This window comes from Pseudomonas sp. NFX98 (assembly GCF_047784845.1).
GTDB lineage: Bacteria > Pseudomonadota > Gammaproteobacteria > Pseudomonadales > Pseudomonadaceae > Aquipseudomonas.
Map to the genome: position 1 here is coordinate 43,813 of NZ_JBLNNF010000016.1, position 15,444 is coordinate 59,256.

Sequence of the window (15,444 nt, forward strand, 5' to 3'; positions counted from 1 at the left end):
ACCTCGGCCTCAGAGCCCGCTGATCAGTTGGGCGTTGTCGACGCGGATCTCGGCACCGTTGACGAATCGCGACTCGTCGGTGGCGAGGAACAGCACCACGTTGGCAATGTCCCGTGGCGCGGCCATGCGGTTCATCGGGTCCTGGTCCAGCGCTTCCTGCGGGATCGGCTGACCACCGGCCAGCGCCTGGGTCATCGGCGTGTTCACGCCATCGGGGTGCACGCTGTTGCAGCGGATGCGGTAACCCTGCTGCTTGCAATGCAGGGCAATGGAACGGGTCATCGCCGCCACCGCGCCTTTGGACGCCGAGTAGGCGCAGAACATCGGCATCGCGCCCAACGCAGCCACCGACGACATGTTGATGATCGAACCGCCACCGGTTTCCTTCATCGCCTGGATCGCGTATTTGCAGCCGAGGAAATAGCCGTCACCGTTGATCTTCTGCACTTTCTGCCACAGTTCCAGCGTGGTGTCTTCGATGCTGCCGAGGGCCAGGATCGCGGCGTTGTTGACCAGCACATCGAGACGGCCGAAGTGTTCAACAGTAGTTTTCACCACGTTCTGCCAATCGCTTTCGCTGGCGATGTCGTGGCGGATGAACAGCGCGTTGCTGCCGATCTCGGCGGCAACCTGACGGCCCGCTTCTTCGTTGAGATCGGTCAGCACCACTTTGGCACCTTCGCGGGCCAGCAGGATTGCGTCTTCGCGACCGATGCCGCTGGCGGCGCCGGTGATGATGCAGACTTTGCCTTCTACACGTTGCATTGTTGTTCTCCTGATCGTGCGGTTTGAAGTGCGAATTGGTCGGCCACGTGGGCGGCAGCCCGGCGACCGGAATAAATGCAGTCGGCCAGGGACAGGCCGGAGACATACAGGTTGGAAGCGACCCCGACCGCATTGCGGCCGGCGCTGTACAGGCCGTCTATTGGCTGGCCGGCGTGGTCCAGGACCTGACCGCTTTCCTCGCAGACCTTCAGCCCGCCCAGGGTGATGACCGGGCAGGGGAAGAGTTTGCTGTCGAAGGACAGGTCGAGGGCGTACCACGGGCCTAGGTCGAGGTCGGTGAGCATGGCGGCGGATTTGCCGAACTCGTCGGCGACCTCACCCCGTGCCGCGCGGGAATAACGCTCGACGCTCTGGCGCAGCAGTTCCGGCGGCAGGTTGCAGCGCTTGGCCAACCCGGCGAGGGTGTTGCTGCGCTTGGCGTTGAACAGCAGGTTGAGCAGCACCGGCAGGCGTTGGAAATTCCAGACTTTGCCGGGGCCGACCTGACGGATTGCTTCTCGAACCAGCGCCCAATTGAGGATCAGAATGGCGCGGCCATCCTGTTCTTCGACCATGGCGTGGCCGAGGGTCGCGCCGTAGATTTCTTCGTTGGCGTAACGCTGCCCGCGCGCATTGACGATCAGCCCACGAGCCCAAGCCAGAGGCGGGTTGATGAAGCGCCAGGCGCTGACTTTGTCCATCCGCGCCACGCTGCCACCGGCGCTCTGGCCCAGGGCGATGCCGCTGCCATTGCACCCGGTGGCGCCCAGCGGCAGACCGGCCAGGTACTGCGGCGCGTGTTGGCGCACCAGCTCGCGATTGAAGATGAAGCCGCCGCTGCTCAGCAGCACCGCCTGTTCGGCGCGAATCAATTGCCTAATGGCGCTGATCTGCTCGATGCGACGCTGACGGGCGCGCAAGCGATCGGCCAACGCCGGGGCGTACATATGAATGGCGGCGGCCCAGCGTGACAGACGCGCATGCTGTTTGGCGGCGCGACTACCCGAGGGCAATTGCCAGGCTTCGACGCCGAGGACTTTGTCGTCGAGGTCGAGCACCAGTCGCCGCACTTCGCACTGGCTACGCAGGCGTGCACCGTGGCGCAAGGCGCTGGCCTTGAGCGGGGCGAACAGGCTGGCGCCGGACATGCCCGGACCTTTGGTACGGTGGCCACGGGGCACCGGTTTGGCGCTGGCGGCATAGGCCGGCACGGCTTCGTTGCCGGAGTAATAGAGGTAGAACTGGTCACTCGGGTACGAGGTTTTATGCGGGGGCACGCTGGCCTCGAACGCTGCGCCTTGTTGCTCCAGCCAGGCCAGTTGCTCGGCACTGCATTCGCAGAAGTGCTTTAGCGTTTCGCCGCTGACGGCCTCGCCGACTTCCTGACGCAGGTAATTGAACATGGCTTCGCTGGTGTCTTCATAGCCAGCCTGACTCTGATACGGCGTACCGCCGCCGGCATACACCACCCCACCGCTGAGCGCCGTGGCGCCGCCGCCTTCGAAACGATCCAGGGCGAGCACCGACAGGCCGCGAGTGCTGGCTTCGATGGCGGCACAAGCACCGGCACCGCCAAACCCGACGATCAGCAAGTCGCAGCGGTCATCCCATGGCAACTGGTCGGCGCTGTTCACTCGCAACGCCGTCAACCCGTTCACGCCGTTCATGCTCGGGCCTCAGCCAGCAGCAGCGAGAGAAGGTACGGGTTTGGCGGTGGTGGTGTAGCTGCCGTCGAGGTAGACCAGCGGGGTGATCTCGGCGGTGGTGTGGATTTGCAGGATGCGTCCGATGAACACGGTGTGGGTGCCGTAGCTGAAGTGGCCGTCCTGGCGGCAAAGGATCGCCGACTGCGCGTCACCCAGGTAAGGAATGCCGCCGGGGCTGGTCAGCCAGTTGCCACGGTCGAAGCGGGCTTCGCCCTTGATCGCGCCGCTGCACAGGTTGGCCAGGTCTTGTTGTTCGACGCCGAGGATGTTCACGCAGAAGTCCGCGCCGGTCGCCAGTGCGGCGTGGGGCGAGGCGGTCTTGTTGACGCAGATCAGCAGCGATGGCGGCTCGGTGCTCAGGGAGTCGACGGCCGTGGCGGCCATGGCGAAGCGTTCGGAGCCGTTGCTGGTGCTGATAATGGTGACTGACTTGGCCAGGCGGCGCATGGCCTGGAGCATGTCGGCTTTGAGATTGACGTCGTTCATCGCACTGGGCCTTTTTGTTGGTTGGGGAGTGCGATGGATTCTTGCTCTGGTGTCCTTCTTCAACATCGTCCGAGGGGACTAGGCCTTGGCGGCTTCTGGGCCGACCAGGCTTTGGGCTGATTGAGTACATATCCGTTGCTGCGGTAACGGCGGCTTAGGGTTTCGCCCTTACGGCGACTCCCTTTTTTACAAGCGCCTAAAAAAGGAAGCAAAAAACGCTCGCCCCTTACGTACGGCCCCTCGCTAGGGCTCGGGGTTCCTTCGCTCCGGCATTCATCCGGGGGCATCGCCTCCGGTCTGCTTCGCGACGACCTCCTCTCGATGTGTGCGGCTTCGCCGCACGGCGCTGCGCGCCCCCCCGGATAAACGCCTCCACTCAGCCTGCCGATGGGGCGGGTGGATCAAGATCAAGAGCGGCAGGCGAGCTAACGCTCGGCCTATTGAGTGGTGAAAAGCGTGAATGCACCCCGACCCACTGTGGGAGCTGGCTTGCCAGCGATGGCGGCCTGACAGCCGACCCGATTTTGTGATGTATCACGCCCAATGTAGGAGCTGCCGAAGGCTGCGATCTTTTGATCTCGCTTGTAAAAAACAAAATCAAAAGATCGCAGCCTCGTTGCACTCGACAGCTCCTACAGAGAAACGCGCATGCCTCAAGAACCAGGCCGGCCGGTAAGCCGCCTCGCTTTTACTTTGGCTTTTGATCTTCTTGCACCCTCGTGAGGCCGAACGTCAGGGGCAAAGCGCTTTGGTTACTTTCGTCTGGGCCGGCATTCCGGCTTTTCGAAAGTGACCCGCCGTAAGGGCGGAACCATAAGCCGCCGTTACCGCAACAATGGATATGTAGACCAAATCACAGCGCCAAACACAAAGCCATCGCTAGCAGGCTTGCTCCCACAGGGGATCTTCAGTGGCCACAAATCCCAAATAAAACCGGAGATCCAATGTGGGAGCCAGCCTGCTGGCGATAGCGGCCCGACAGCCAGCACACCTCTTCCAGATGTATCCCCAGTAACTAATCCCCAAAAACCACATGGTCCGTTTGAGGGATGTCCCCCGCGTTGCGCATTGTTTGAATGCCAGTGTAGGGGCGCTACACCCGCCCCGTTGCACGCGCGCCCCGGCGGATGGGGTGAACAAAGGAGAACAATAAAAATGCTCAACCAAGACCTGATTCGCCAGCGTCTGAGCCAACGTGCCCGCGAGTTGGTGCCGATCCTGCGTGAACGCGCCCTGAATGCCGCGCAAGCCGGGCAGTTGCCTGAAGAAACCCTGAAGGATTTCCACGACGCCGGGTTCTTTCGCATCCTGCAACCGTCCCGTTGGGAAGGCTATGAACTGGAGCCCAAGGATTTCTTCGACGTGCAGATGACCCTTGCCGAAGGCTGCATGTCCTCGGCCTGGGTGCTGGGGGTGGTGGCGATCCACAACTGGCAACTGGCGCTGTTCGACGACCGCGCGGCCCAGGATGTCTGGGGAAGCGATTCCAGCGTGTTGATCTCGTCTTCCTATATGCCGGTGGGCAAGGTCGAGCGGGTCGACGGTGGTTTCAAGTTGAGCGGACGCTGGGGCTTTTCCTCCGGCAGCAAGCATTGCGAATGGGCGTTCCTCGGTGCGCTGGTGCCGCCCGCAGAGGCGGGCGGGGCGCCGGATTACCGGACGTTCCTGGTGCCGCGCAGCGACTACCAGATTCTCGACAACTGGAACGTCATGGGCCTGGAAGCCACCGGCTCCCACGACATCCTGGTGGAAAACGCGTTCGTTCCCGAATATCGCACCCATCGCGCGTTCGACGGTTTCATGCAGAACAGTCCTGGCAATGAGGTGAATACTGCACCGTTGTTCCGCCTGCCGTTCGGGCAGATTTTCGTACGTGCGGTTTCGTCGTCCGCTATCGGTGCCCTGCAAGGCGCGGTGGATCAGTTTGTCGAGCATAACCGCGCCCGCGTCGGGGTCAATGACGGTCGCAAGATGGTCCAGGACCCGGCCGCGCAATCGGCGCTGGCCAATGCCATGGTCTGTATCGACGAGTGCAAGACCGTGCTGCATCGCAACTTCGCGCTGATGCTGGAGCGCGCGCAAAAAGGCGAGCCGCTGAGCATGCCCGAGCGGGTGAAGATGCGTTACGACTCGGCGCTGGTGGCCGACAAATGCGCCAAGGCCGCTGGCGAGCTGATGTTCAACAGCGGCGCCTCGACGATCTTCCGCAGCCACCCGATCAACCGTGCGTTCCGCGACATTCACACCGGTCGCGCCCACGTCGCCAACAGCCCGGCCAAGTACGCCTGGAACCTTGGTGGGGTGAGCATGGGGCAGGACAGCAACGACTTTTTTCTCTGACGCTTCCCTACAAATCAGCTAGTCCGTTTGCGTGATTCGAGCGCCCTGCCAATACCCGAGCATGGGCGCAAGGCACAGGTTTCTGGCGCCGACTGCGCATCCAAACAAGCCCAAGGATCAACCATGAAATTTTCCCTGATTTACGAAGCCCAGACGGTGGACTCCAGCCGCGAAGGCGACCGCAAGATTTTCGAAGACACAGTCGAACAAGCCGTGCTCGCCGACAAGCTCGGCTTCGACACCTTCTGGTGCGTGGAACACACGGCGCTGAGCAACTACTCGCACATGTCCGCGCCGGAAACCATGCTGGCTTTCGTGGCCGGTAAAACCGAACGCATCGGCATCGGCCACGGCGTGGTCTGCCTGCCACCGGCGATGAACCACCCGGTGAAAGTCGCCGAGCGCATCGCTACCCTCGACCTGTTGTCCAAGGGCCGTGTGCACTTCGGTGTGGGCAAGGGCGGCACCCAGCAAGAGGCCGGAACCTTCGGCTACGACCTGGCGACCTTGCAGCCGCAGATCGACGAGATGATGTACCTGATCCCGAAAATGTTCGTGCAGGACGAGATCGAGCACAACGGCGACTTCGTGCAGATCCCGAAACGCCCGATCCATCCAAAGCCTTACCAGGATCCGCACCCGCCGATGTACCTGGCATGCACCAACACCGAGTCGCTGAAAAATGCTGGTGGTCGTGGCATGGGTGCGCTGGTGCTGGGCTTCGGTGGCCCAGAAGAAATCGCCAAGAAGGTCGAGGTGTATCACACGGCCTACGACAACCGAGATGAGAAGAAGCAGGTCGGTTTCCGCCCTAACCGTCACATCGCCGCACTGTGCCCGGCCATCGTTCTGGATGACAACGCCGAAGCGCGCCGCATCGGCATCCGTGGCCAGCGTTACTTCATGGAATCCCTGGGCTACTGGTACGGCGGTGGCGAGCGTCCGGACCCGGAAAAGTGGAAAGACGACACCTTCGTCGATGGCAACGGCCAGAGCGTGATCAAGTCGCGCTTCGCCTCGGAAGAAGTCAGCGTCGACTTCTCCGACCCGACCATGGCGATGATGAACCCGAACCACGCCTACGGCACCGTCGAGGATTGCATCAATTACGTGCAGCGCCTGATCGATGCCGGCGCCGATGAAATCCTGTTCATCTGCCAGATGGGCACCGTGCCGCAGTGGGCGCAGTTGGAGACTCTGAAGAACATTGGCGAGAAGGTCATCCCGCATTTCCGTAAGGGCTGAAGGACAGCCCACTCACGCCTCATTACCTGTGGGAGCTGGCTTGCCAGCGATTAGGGCTTCACATTCAGCATCTCTGTTGGCTGACATTCCGCCATCGCGGGCAAGCCCGCTCCCACAGTTTGATTGCTTTTCAGGCCTGGCACGGATGCCCGGCCAACTTTCCAACGGGTCCCCAAGGCCCGTTTTTTTATGCCTGCCGATTTATCCGTGGTCGATTGAGTTTATGTGGTTGCCACTTATTTTTTTTAACTTCGGAAATATATAAATACCGATAATTCCTACAGGCGTTTCCGAACTTTTACGGGAGATATTTCCTGTCGGGATTGTTTTTGTCTTTATTGGAAATAGTTGCTGGAGTAATTGTTGCAAATATATACATGGAGTTGTGAGTGGTTGATATCGGTCCTATATTTCCTCCCCTGATAGCAGTGATCATTTTTATGTAAAAGAATAAACTCATAAATAAAGGCATGCACCATGACTAAATTAAGACCTCTTTTAATAACCATCTTCCTGCCGGCTGGAATAGGTTCGGCTGGCGCGAATGCTCAGTCGACAACATCTCCGGTCTCGAAGGAGGTCGTCGCTACGCCCGATAATGCACTCATGCTGACTGTATTTCTGAAACACGATCAATCGCGACCATTAGGCGAGTTAAAGGCGCAACTCGCCAGGCAGGAGTTTTATAAAGTATTCCCTCCTGCCGGGGTGGAGGTTGTCAGCTGGAATATAACCATGGGTATAGGGCAGGTCATCGTTCTGCGTTTGCCTGCCTCGCGTCTCTCAGCGGTAAATCTCGCACTCGAAAACACCGCATGGGGAAGTTACCGGACAGAGTTTTTTCCTACCTATGATTTCAAGGAAATAGCACTGGCAGAGCAAACGAAAGTGCGAGAAGCCCAAACCAGCCAGTAACAACAGAGCAGACTTGCCACGACATGTCTCGCGCTACGCGCTGGTCTAGGTAAACGTCATGGTTCATTACCTGGTCGATCATCTGGAAAGCTCGGCGCGCAATGTCCTGTTGGCATTTCCAACGGCGTGATGCGCGCCGAAATCACCGCGAATCGCGTGCTCGATCAAATCGAACCATCTGAGTAACGCTCTCTGTAGGAGCTGCCGACGGCTGCGATCTTTTGATCTTGATCTGAAAAACAAAATCAAAAGATCGCAGCCTGCGGCAGCTCCTACAGGGATTGCGTTCTGCCTGTTTTCCGCTAGTCCCATTGGACGATGTTGCCCCTCACCGAACCCGTTTGAATAGGCCTTACATAAAGTCTCCCCCGGCACCAGCCGAAGGGCGGCACGGCCTGAGAAAAACGAGGAGTGCATCCATGGATATCCGTGGTCTGGGTTACGTCACCCTGCTGTCCAGCGACCTGGCGCAATGGCGCCATTACGCAAGTCAGGTGTTGGGCATGATGGTCAGTGGCGACGATGAGCAGCTGTACCTGAAAATGGACGAGCGTCATTACCGCATCCTCGTGCAAAAAAATGCCGAGAACAGCTTCGGTGCCTGCGGCTGGGAAGTGGCCGGCAAAGCAGCGCTGGAACAGGCGGTCAGCGAGCTCCAGCAAGCCGACGTGCAAGTCACTCGCGGTACAGCAGCCGAAGCCGAGCTGCGCAAGGTCCAGGAGCTGGTGCACTTCAGCGACCCGAATGGCAATCGCCACGAAATTTTCTGGGGTCCGTTGCAGGACTTCGCCCGTTTCGTTTCGCCGGTAGGGGTCAAAGGTTTTGTCACCAACGACCTCGGCATGGGCCACGTCGTACTGCCAGCGCCGGCCTTCGAGCGCTGCCGCGACTTCTACGAACAAGTGATGGGTTTCGGTCTGTCCGACCTGATGAAAGTCCGCTTCACCCCGGACCCGGCCGAGCCGCAAAAACGCATTCATTTCCTGCACTGCAACAACGGCCGCCACCACTCGCTGGCGATTTTCGAGTGCCCGATGCCTCACGGTTGCGTGCACATGATGGTCGAGGTCAACGCGCTGGATGAAGTCGGTCGCGCCCTGGATCGCGTGCATGCCAACGGTGTGAAACTGTCGGCCACCCTCGGCCAGCACACCAACGACCAGATGATTTCTTTTTATATCAAGACCCCGTCCGGGTTTGACCTGGAGTACGGCTGCGATGGCCTCGTGGTCGACTGGGACCGCCACACGCCGTTCGAAAGCACCGTGGTCAGCCACTGGGGCCACGACTTCAGTGTCGGTCGCCAATGAGGAACAAGACGATGGACAAGCAAATGACCACCGCCGAGATCGTCGGCCAACTGCGTGACGGCATGACCATCGGTATCGGTGGCTGGGGGCCGCGTCGCAAGCCGATGGCGCTGGTGCGCGAAATTCTGCGCTCGGACCTCAAGGACCTGACTGTTGTTGCATACGGTGGTGCGGACGTCGGCATGCTCTGCGCAGCGGGAAAAATCAAGAAACTGGTGTTCGCTTTCGTCTCGCTGGATTTCATTCCGCTGGAGCCGTACTTCCGCAAGGCGCGACAGGAAGCGGCGCTGGAAGTGATGGAGATCGACGAAGGCATGTTGCTGCTCGGCCTGCGCGCCGCAGCGATGAACGTGCCGTTCATTCCGACAGCGGTAGGGCTGGGCACCGATGTGCTGCGCCACAACCGCCAGATCAAGTTGATTGCCTCGCCCTATGCCGATGGCAAGGACTGGGTCGCCATGCCGGCGCTCAAACTCGACGCGGCGCTGGTGCACGTCGACCGCGCCGACAAACGCGGCGTGTGCCAGATCAGCGGTCCGGATCACTACATGGACGACCTGTTCGTGCGGGCCGCGACCCACAGCTACGTGACCTGCGATGAACTGGTCGACAGCGAGTATTTCCATCAAGACGCCGCCCATGCCCATCAAGTGTTCTGGGAACGCAACCTGACCACCGCTGTGGCCCACGTGCCGGGCGGCGCGCATCCGTCGTCCTGCGCGCCGCTGTACGGTTTCGATGTTGCGCACTTCAAGGCCTACAACGCCACGGTCCAGGCGGCCGATGGCTGGGAAGGCTACGTGCGCGACTACGTCGATTGCACCCACGAACAGTATCTGGAAAAGATCGGCGGCCTGGCTGCGATCCGTGAACTGCCGTTGCCGATTTTCTGAGGAGCCTTTCGATGAGCACTACTGATTTCAGCCTCGCTGAGTTGATGATCTGCGCGGCCTCCGAAGCCTGGCGCGAAGACGACGAAGTATTGGCCTCCGGCATCGGCGTGATCCCGCGTCTGGCCGCGTCCTTGGCCATGCTGACCAGCAACCCGCAACTGCTGATGACCGATTCCGAGGCCTACATGGTCGCCGAGCCGGTGCCGCTGGGCGCGCGCAAAGGCTACGAGCCCAAGCGCGACAGCTGGATGGGTTTCTCGCGGATTTTCGACAACGTCTGGGGCGGCAAACGCCATGCGCTGGTCGGCCCGACCCAGATCGACCGCTTTGGTCAGGCGAACATTTCCTGCATCGGCGACTACGCCAAACCCAAGGCACAGATGCTTGGCGTGCGGGGTTTCCCCGGCAATTCGATCAGCCACGCCAACTCGTTTTGCGTGCCCAGCCACAACCGTCGGGTGTTCGTCGAAGGCGAGGTCGATATGGTCGCCTCGGTCGGCTACAACCCGGCGCGTCTGGCGCGGGGCTGGTCGCTGGACGACATCGACATCCGCCTGATCATCACCGATTTCTGCGTCCTCGATTTCCAAGGTCCGCTTCGACAAATACGGATCCGCTCGCTGCACCCCGGCGTGACCGTGGCGCAAGTCCAGGACAACACCGGCTTCGAGCTGCACGTGCCGAACGACTGCCCGACCACGGCGGCACCGACGGCCGAGCAGTTGCAACTGATCCAGCGCCTGGACCCGCACAACCTGCGCGCCCTGCAACTCAAAGACAACCCGCCAGGCCAACGCTGAGCAACGCGTTGCGGAGAAAAGTGATGGCTGAAGATAACGATAAAAACCAGGCCGACGTGGTGCTTTACGAAGTGCAAGGCGCGGTGGCCCTGGTCACCATGAACCGCCCCGAGTTCCACAACGCGCAGAACTCGCAGATGACTTATGCGCTGGATGCGGCGTTTCGCCGGGCCTGCGATGACGATGAAGTGAAGGTCATTGTGCTGCGTGGCGCCGGCAAGCATTTCTCCGCCGGGCATGACATCGGCACCCCGGGCCGCGACGTCGACAAAACCTTCGACCGCGCCAGCCTGTGGTACGACCATGTGAACAAACCGGGCGGCGAGTTTCTCTATGCCCGGGAGCAGGAAGTCTATCTGGGCATGTGCCGCCGTTGGCGCGAGATGCCCAAGCCGACCATCGCCATGGTCCAGGGCGCGTGCATTGCCGGTGGGTTGATGCTGGCCTGGGTCTGCGACCTGATCGTCGCCAGCGAGGATGCGTATTTCGCCGATCCGGTGGTGCGCATGGGCATTCCCGGGGTCGAGTATTTCGCCCATGTGCATGAACTCAATCCGCGCATCGCCAAGGAGTTCCTGTTCCTCGGCGAGCGCATGCCGGCACCGCGTGCCTATCAGATGGGCATGCTCAATCGGGTGGTGGCTCGCGACGAGCTGGAACAACAGACCCTCGACATCGCCGGGCGCATCGCCCAGATGCCGCGCCTGGGCTTGCAACTGAGCAAGCAAGCGGTGAACAACGCCGAAGACCTGATGGGCAAGCGCGCGACCATGGACATGGTGTTCGGCCTGCATCACTTCGCCCATGCCCACAATGAACTGGTGTCCGGCGACCGCCTCGGTGGCTACGACGCCAAGGCCATGGCCAGTTCCCAGCGCAAGCCGGGTGAGGCGTGAGCATGGCGATCTCGTTGAATACCCGTTTGACTGAACTGCTCGGTTGCCGCTACCCGATCATCCAGACCGCCATGGGCTGGGTCGCCGACCCGAAACTGGTGGCGGCCACGGGCAATGCCGGCGGCTTCGGTTTTCTCGCCGGGGCGACCATCGAGCCGCAACAGATGGAAGCGGCGATCATTGAAACCCGGCGCCTGACCGATCAGCCGTTCGGGGTTAATTTCCACATGTACCAGGCCAATGCCGGCGAGATCGTCGAGCTGGTGTTGCGCCACAAAGTTCGGGCGGTCAGCTATAGCCGTTCGCCGGGCAAGCAGATGATCAGCCGTTTGAAGGACGCCGGCGTGGTGTGCATTCCCACGGTTGGCGCACTTAAACATGCGCAGAAAGCCGTGGAAATGGGCGCCGATGCGGTGACCGTGCAGGGTGGTGAGGGCGGAGGACACACCGGTTCCGTACCGACTTCTTTGCTGCTCGATCAAGTGGTCAATGCCGTGTCGGTGCCCGTGTTGGCGGCCGGAGGTTTCAAGGATGGCAGGGGCTTGGTCTCGGCCCTGGCCTACGGCGCCGAAGGCATCGCCATGGGCACGCGCTTCCTGATGTGTGCCGACAGTCCGGTGCCGCAAGCAACGCTGGCCCGTTACCTGGCGGTCAAGGACCCGGCCGCGATCATCATCAGCCGCGCCATCGACGGTATGCCGCAACGGATGATCCGCAACGAATTGCTCAACCAGCTGGAAAACAGCGGCGGCCTCAAGCGCCTGTTGCTGGCGTTGCAGAGTGGCCTGGCGTATCGCCGCCACACCGGCATGAGCCTGACCCAGTTGCTGACCAGTGCCTTGAAGATGCGCGGTGCCGGCGAACTGACCGCCGCGCAAAGCATCATGGCCGCCAACGCGCCGATGGTGATCCAGAAAGCCATGGTCGACGGGCTACCGGCCGCGGGCGTGTTGCCCGCCGGGCAGATCGCCGCATCCATCGACAGCTTGCCCAGCTGCGCCCAATTGATTGAACAGATCGTCCGCGACGCCGAAGCGCGCCTCGGCGAGCTCTGCCGCCGTGTGTCGTGAGAGGAAAGACATGAAACCATTTAGCGTCAGCATCGAACACGGCATTGCCGAACTGGTGTTCAACCGGCCGCCGGTCAACGCCTTCAACAACCAGGGCTGGGCCGATATCGCCAGCGAGATCGGGGGCCTGGGCCGCAACAGCGACGTGCGGGTGATCGTGATCCGTGCCGAAGGTCGTGGCTTCTGCGCCGGCGTCGATATCAAGGAACTGGCCGCCGACGGCAACCTGATCGTCGCGGTGAACAAGGGCAACTACGACAGCTTCAAGGCGATCCATCGCAACCCGAAACCGGTGATCGTCGCCGTGCACGGCTTTGTGCTCGGCGGCGGCATCGGCATCTGCGGCGCCGCCGACATCATCGTCGCGTCCGAGTGCGCCACCTTCGGCGTGCCGGAAGTGGATCGCGGCGCCATGGGCGGCGGCGCGCATTTGCAGCGCCTGTTCCCGGTGCAGAAAGTCCGTCACATGTACTTCACCGGCGAGCCGATCGACGCCGCCGAAGCCTATCGATTGGGCGCGGTGGAGCAGGTGGTCAAGCGCGAGGACCTGCGCGATGCCGCGCTGCGCATCGCCCGCACCATCGCCGCCAAGAGTCCGGGCATGATCAGCTTGGCCAAGGAAGCGCTGACCGGCATCGAAGACGGCAATCTGGAAGACAAATACCGCTGGGAGCAAGGCTTCACCCTCGAAGCCTACCGCTCACTGGACTCTCAGGAAGCACGCGACTCGTTCGTCGAGAAACGCGATGCCCGATTCAACGGCTGAAGGCATATCCATGGACCTGACCTACACCCCGGCCCAGCAGGCCTTTCGTGCCGAGGCACGGACCTGGCTGGCGGCCAATGTACCGAGTGAACCGCTGCAATCGTTCGACACCGAACAAGGCTTTGCCGAGCACCGAGCCTGGGAAGCCAGGCTCAACGAAGGCCGCTGGGGCATGGTCACCTGGCCGACCGAACTCGGCGGGCGCGGCTGCGACCTGATCGAGTGGCTGATTTTCGAAGAGGAATACTACCGTTCTGGCGCCCCGGCACGGGTCAACCAGAACGGCATCTTCCTGCTCGGCCCGACCCTGATGGAGTACGGCAGCGCTGAACAAAAGGCACGCTTCCTGCCGCGCATGGCCACGGGAGAAGACATCTGGGCCCAGGCCTGGTCCGAGCCGGGCGCCGGTTCCGACATGGCGGCGATCCGCTCCAAGGCAGAACGGGTGGGCGACCACTACGTGATCAACGGCCAGAAAACCTGGTCGACCCGCGCGGTGTGGGCCGATTGGGCGTTCGGTATTTTTCGTACCGACTCGCAGTCCCAGCGCCATAACGGCCTGACCTTCATCCTGCTGCCGCTGAACACGCCGGGCATCACCGTGCGGCCGATTCCACAGCTCAATGGCTTGCCAGGCTTTGCCGAAATTTTCTTCGACGACGTAAAAGTCCCGGTGGAAAACGCCCTCGGTGGCGAAGGCATGGGCTGGCACGTGGCAATGTCCACCGCCGGTTTCGAGCGAGGTTTGTTGCTGCGTTCACCGGCGCGCTTCCAGGAAACCGCCAAGCGTCTGGTCGAGCTGTACCTGGCCAACCGTGAGCAGGCCGACCGCGACCCGGCCATTGGCGAGGCGGTGATGCGCGCCTGGCTCGATGCCGAGGCCTACACCCTGAGCACCTACATGACAGCTTCGCAACTGGTGCAGGGCGGCAAGATCGGGCCGGAGTCTTCGACCAACAAGATCTTCTGGTCCGAACTCGACCAACGCATGCACGACACCGCCATGAGCATTCTCGGCTTGCGTGGCGAACTGCTGCCGCAAGCCGCGGCCGCCAGTGACGTCGGCCATTGGCTGGAAGGTTTCCTGTTTGCCCAGGCCGGGCCGATCTACGCCGGCACCAACGAGATCCAGCGCAACATCATTGCCGAACGCATGCTCGGCATGCCGCGAGCCTGAGGAATAGACCATGGACTTTAGTTTCAGCCGCGACCAACTGTTGTTTCAGGACAACGTCCGCAGCTTCCTGATCAACGAAGTCACCCCGGAACGCATTCGCGAACTGTGGCAGAGCGACAGTGGCCGCAGCGATCAGCTCTGGGCGCAACTGGTGGAACTGGGCCTGACCGCGCTGACCGTGCCCGAGGCGCAGGACGGCATGGGCATGAATGAGCTGGACTTCGTGCTGATTGCCCAGGAATGCGGTTACGCCGGTTTGCCCGAACCATTGGTGGACACCATGCTAATTGGCGTTCCATTGCTTGCAGCTCTTGATGAGCAACACGCCGCGCTCAAACAACAATGGTTGTCGCGAGTGGCCGAGGGCCGTGCGCGTCTCGCGGTTTCCGAGCCGGGTAATCCGCTGGTCAGCGATGCCCATGTCGCCGATTTGCTGTTGCTGGCCCATGGCGATGAATTGCATGCGCTGGAGCGTGATGCCGTGCGCCTGACCCGCAACGAGTCGGTCGACCCTAGCCGCCAGCTGTTCCAGGTCGAGTGGACGCCAACCCCCGCCACCTGCGTGGCCAGTGGTGAACAGGGCCGACGCCTGTGGACGGCCGCCTTCAACCGTGGCGCCCTCGCCAGTGCCGCGCAACTGCTCGGGCTGGCCAAACGCATGGTCGACCTTGCGGTGGACTACACCTTCGAGCGCAAGCAATTCGGTAAACCGGTGGGTTCGTTCCAGGCGGTCAAGCACTTGATGGCGAACGTCGCGGTGCAGATCGAGTTCGCCAAAGGCCCGCTGTACCGCGCCGCTTATGCGCTGGCCGAGCAGCAACCGGGGCAGGACGTGCTGGTATCCCACGCCAAACTGGCAACGGCGGAAGCGGCGATGCTCGCGGCGAAGAACAGCATCCAGGCCCACGGCGCCATGGGGTACACCTGGGAAGTCGATTTGCACCTGTTCATGAAGCGCGCCTGGGCCCTGGACAAGGTCTGGGGCGATCGCGGCCTGCACAAAGGGCGGATTCGCGCGGCGCTGTTTGACGGCAACGCAGAGCTGGGTGCGGGCCATACGTTCTAACCCGTCAGT

At 61.6% G+C, this 15,444-nt stretch carries 14 protein-coding genes and 1 pseudogene; 12 read left to right on the forward strand and 3 right to left on the reverse strand.

Annotated features, from left to right (window positions below):
• Positions 1-9 precede the first annotated feature (9 nt).
• The 3 genes from ACM110_RS20860 to ACM110_RS20870 are packed head-to-tail and all read right to left on the reverse strand — an operon-like array spanning position 10 to position 2,957.
• A complete protein-coding gene (locus ACM110_RS20860) occupies positions 10-765 on the reverse strand; it encodes a glucose 1-dehydrogenase (RefSeq protein WP_416129272.1) in 756 nt (251 codons plus the stop codon).
• Positions 753-2,432, reverse strand: coding sequence for an FAD-binding protein (locus ACM110_RS20865; protein WP_416129273.1), 1,680 nt, complete (start codon positions 2,430-2,432; stop codon positions 753-755). The genes ACM110_RS20860 and ACM110_RS20865 overlap by 13 nt, the downstream gene beginning before the upstream one ends.
• Positions 2,433-2,441: 9 nt before the next feature.
• Positions 2,442-2,957: a flavin reductase family protein gene (locus ACM110_RS20870; protein WP_416129274.1), complete on the reverse strand. Its 516-nt coding sequence runs from the start codon at positions 2,955-2,957 to the stop codon at positions 2,442-2,444.
• 1,155 nt (positions 2,958-4,112) lie between these two features.
• Here ACM110_RS20870 and ACM110_RS20875 point away from each other — a divergent pair.
• From ACM110_RS20875 to ACM110_RS20930, 12 genes and pseudogenes are all read left to right on the forward strand, one after another.
• Positions 4,113-5,297: a flavin-dependent monooxygenase gene (locus tag ACM110_RS20875; RefSeq protein ID WP_416129275.1), complete on the forward strand. Its 1,185-nt coding sequence runs from the start codon at positions 4,113-4,115 to the stop codon at positions 5,295-5,297.
• Positions 5,298-5,420: 123 nt separating this feature from the next.
• Positions 5,421-6,542 carry an LLM class flavin-dependent oxidoreductase gene (locus ACM110_RS20880; RefSeq protein WP_416129276.1) on the forward strand — a complete coding sequence of 374 codons (1,122 nt, stop codon included), beginning with the start codon at positions 5,421-5,423 and terminating at the stop codon, positions 6,540-6,542.
• 477 nt (positions 6,543-7,019) lie between these two features.
• Positions 7,020-7,457, forward strand: coding sequence for a hypothetical protein (locus ACM110_RS20885; protein WP_416129277.1), 438 nt, complete (start codon positions 7,020-7,022; stop codon positions 7,455-7,457).
• 49 nt (positions 7,458-7,506) lie between these two features.
• Positions 7,507-7,643: pseudogene (locus ACM110_RS20890) on the forward strand (DUF6124 family protein); the annotation flags it as partial.
• Between the two features lie 233 nt (positions 7,644-7,876).
• The gene (locus ACM110_RS20895) at positions 7,877-8,767 is read left to right on the forward strand and encodes a VOC family protein (protein WP_416129278.1); all 891 of its coding nucleotides are present in this window, start codon (positions 7,877-7,879) and stop codon (positions 8,765-8,767) included.
• Positions 8,768-8,778: 11 nt separating this feature from the next.
• The gene (locus ACM110_RS20900) at positions 8,779-9,660 is read left to right on the forward strand and encodes a CoA transferase subunit A (RefSeq protein WP_416129279.1); all 882 of its coding nucleotides are present in this window, start codon (positions 8,779-8,781) and stop codon (positions 9,658-9,660) included.
• 11 nt (positions 9,661-9,671) lie between these two features.
• Positions 9,672-10,460: a CoA-transferase subunit beta gene (locus ACM110_RS20905; protein WP_416129280.1), complete on the forward strand. Its 789-nt coding sequence runs from the start codon at positions 9,672-9,674 to the stop codon at positions 10,458-10,460.
• Positions 10,461-10,483: 23 nt separating this feature from the next.
• Entirely contained in the window at positions 10,484-11,356 is an 873-nt protein-coding gene (locus tag ACM110_RS20910; RefSeq protein WP_416129281.1) for an enoyl-CoA hydratase, read from the forward strand.
• 2 nt (positions 11,357-11,358) lie between these two features.
• On the forward strand, positions 11,359-12,426 hold the full coding sequence (locus ACM110_RS20915; protein WP_416129282.1) for an NAD(P)H-dependent flavin oxidoreductase: 1,068 nt from the start codon (positions 11,359-11,361) through the stop codon (positions 12,424-12,426).
• A gap of 10 nt (positions 12,427-12,436) precedes the next feature.
• A complete protein-coding gene (locus ACM110_RS20920) occupies positions 12,437-13,192 on the forward strand; it encodes an enoyl-CoA hydratase family protein (protein WP_416129283.1) in 756 nt (251 codons plus the stop codon).
• A gap of 10 nt (positions 13,193-13,202) precedes the next feature.
• Positions 13,203-14,369 carry an acyl-CoA dehydrogenase family protein gene (locus ACM110_RS20925; RefSeq protein ID WP_416129370.1) on the forward strand — a complete coding sequence of 389 codons (1,167 nt, stop codon included), beginning with the start codon at positions 13,203-13,205 and terminating at the stop codon, positions 14,367-14,369.
• Between the two features lie 10 nt (positions 14,370-14,379).
• On the forward strand, positions 14,380-15,435 hold the full coding sequence (locus ACM110_RS20930) for an acyl-CoA dehydrogenase family protein (RefSeq protein ID WP_416129284.1): 1,056 nt from the start codon (positions 14,380-14,382) through the stop codon (positions 15,433-15,435).
• Positions 15,436-15,444: the final 9 nt, after the last annotated feature.

What these genes read in the sequence shown, in the direction of transcription:
- ACM110_RS20860 (WP_416129272.1), bottom strand. Translation starts at nt 765, where the DNA reads ATGCAACGTGTAGAAGGCAAAGTCTGCATCATCACCGGCGCCGCCAGC.
- ACM110_RS20865 (WP_416129273.1), bottom strand. Translation starts at nt 2,432, where the DNA reads ATGAACGGCGTGAACGGGTTGACGGCGTTGCGAGTGAACAGCGCCGAC.
- ACM110_RS20870 (WP_416129274.1), bottom strand. Translation starts at nt 2,957, where the DNA reads ATGAACGACGTCAATCTCAAAGCCGACATGCTCCAGGCCATGCGCCGC.
- ACM110_RS20875 (WP_416129275.1), top strand. Translation starts at nt 4,113, where the DNA reads ATGCTCAACCAAGACCTGATTCGCCAGCGTCTGAGCCAACGTGCCCGC.
- ACM110_RS20880 (WP_416129276.1), top strand. Translation starts at nt 5,421, where the DNA reads ATGAAATTTTCCCTGATTTACGAAGCCCAGACGGTGGACTCCAGCCGC.
- ACM110_RS20885 (WP_416129277.1), top strand. Translation starts at nt 7,020, where the DNA reads ATGACTAAATTAAGACCTCTTTTAATAACCATCTTCCTGCCGGCTGGA.
- ACM110_RS20895 (WP_416129278.1), top strand. Translation starts at nt 7,877, where the DNA reads ATGGATATCCGTGGTCTGGGTTACGTCACCCTGCTGTCCAGCGACCTG.
- ACM110_RS20900 (WP_416129279.1), top strand. Translation starts at nt 8,779, where the DNA reads ATGGACAAGCAAATGACCACCGCCGAGATCGTCGGCCAACTGCGTGAC.
- ACM110_RS20905 (WP_416129280.1), top strand. Translation starts at nt 9,672, where the DNA reads ATGAGCACTACTGATTTCAGCCTCGCTGAGTTGATGATCTGCGCGGCC.
- ACM110_RS20910 (WP_416129281.1), top strand. Translation starts at nt 10,484, where the DNA reads ATGGCTGAAGATAACGATAAAAACCAGGCCGACGTGGTGCTTTACGAA.
- ACM110_RS20915 (WP_416129282.1), top strand. Translation starts at nt 11,359, where the DNA reads ATGGCGATCTCGTTGAATACCCGTTTGACTGAACTGCTCGGTTGCCGC.
- ACM110_RS20920 (WP_416129283.1), top strand. Translation starts at nt 12,437, where the DNA reads ATGAAACCATTTAGCGTCAGCATCGAACACGGCATTGCCGAACTGGTG.
- ACM110_RS20925 (WP_416129370.1), top strand. Translation starts at nt 13,203, where the DNA reads ATGGACCTGACCTACACCCCGGCCCAGCAGGCCTTTCGTGCCGAGGCA.
- ACM110_RS20930 (WP_416129284.1), top strand. Translation starts at nt 14,380, where the DNA reads ATGGACTTTAGTTTCAGCCGCGACCAACTGTTGTTTCAGGACAACGTC.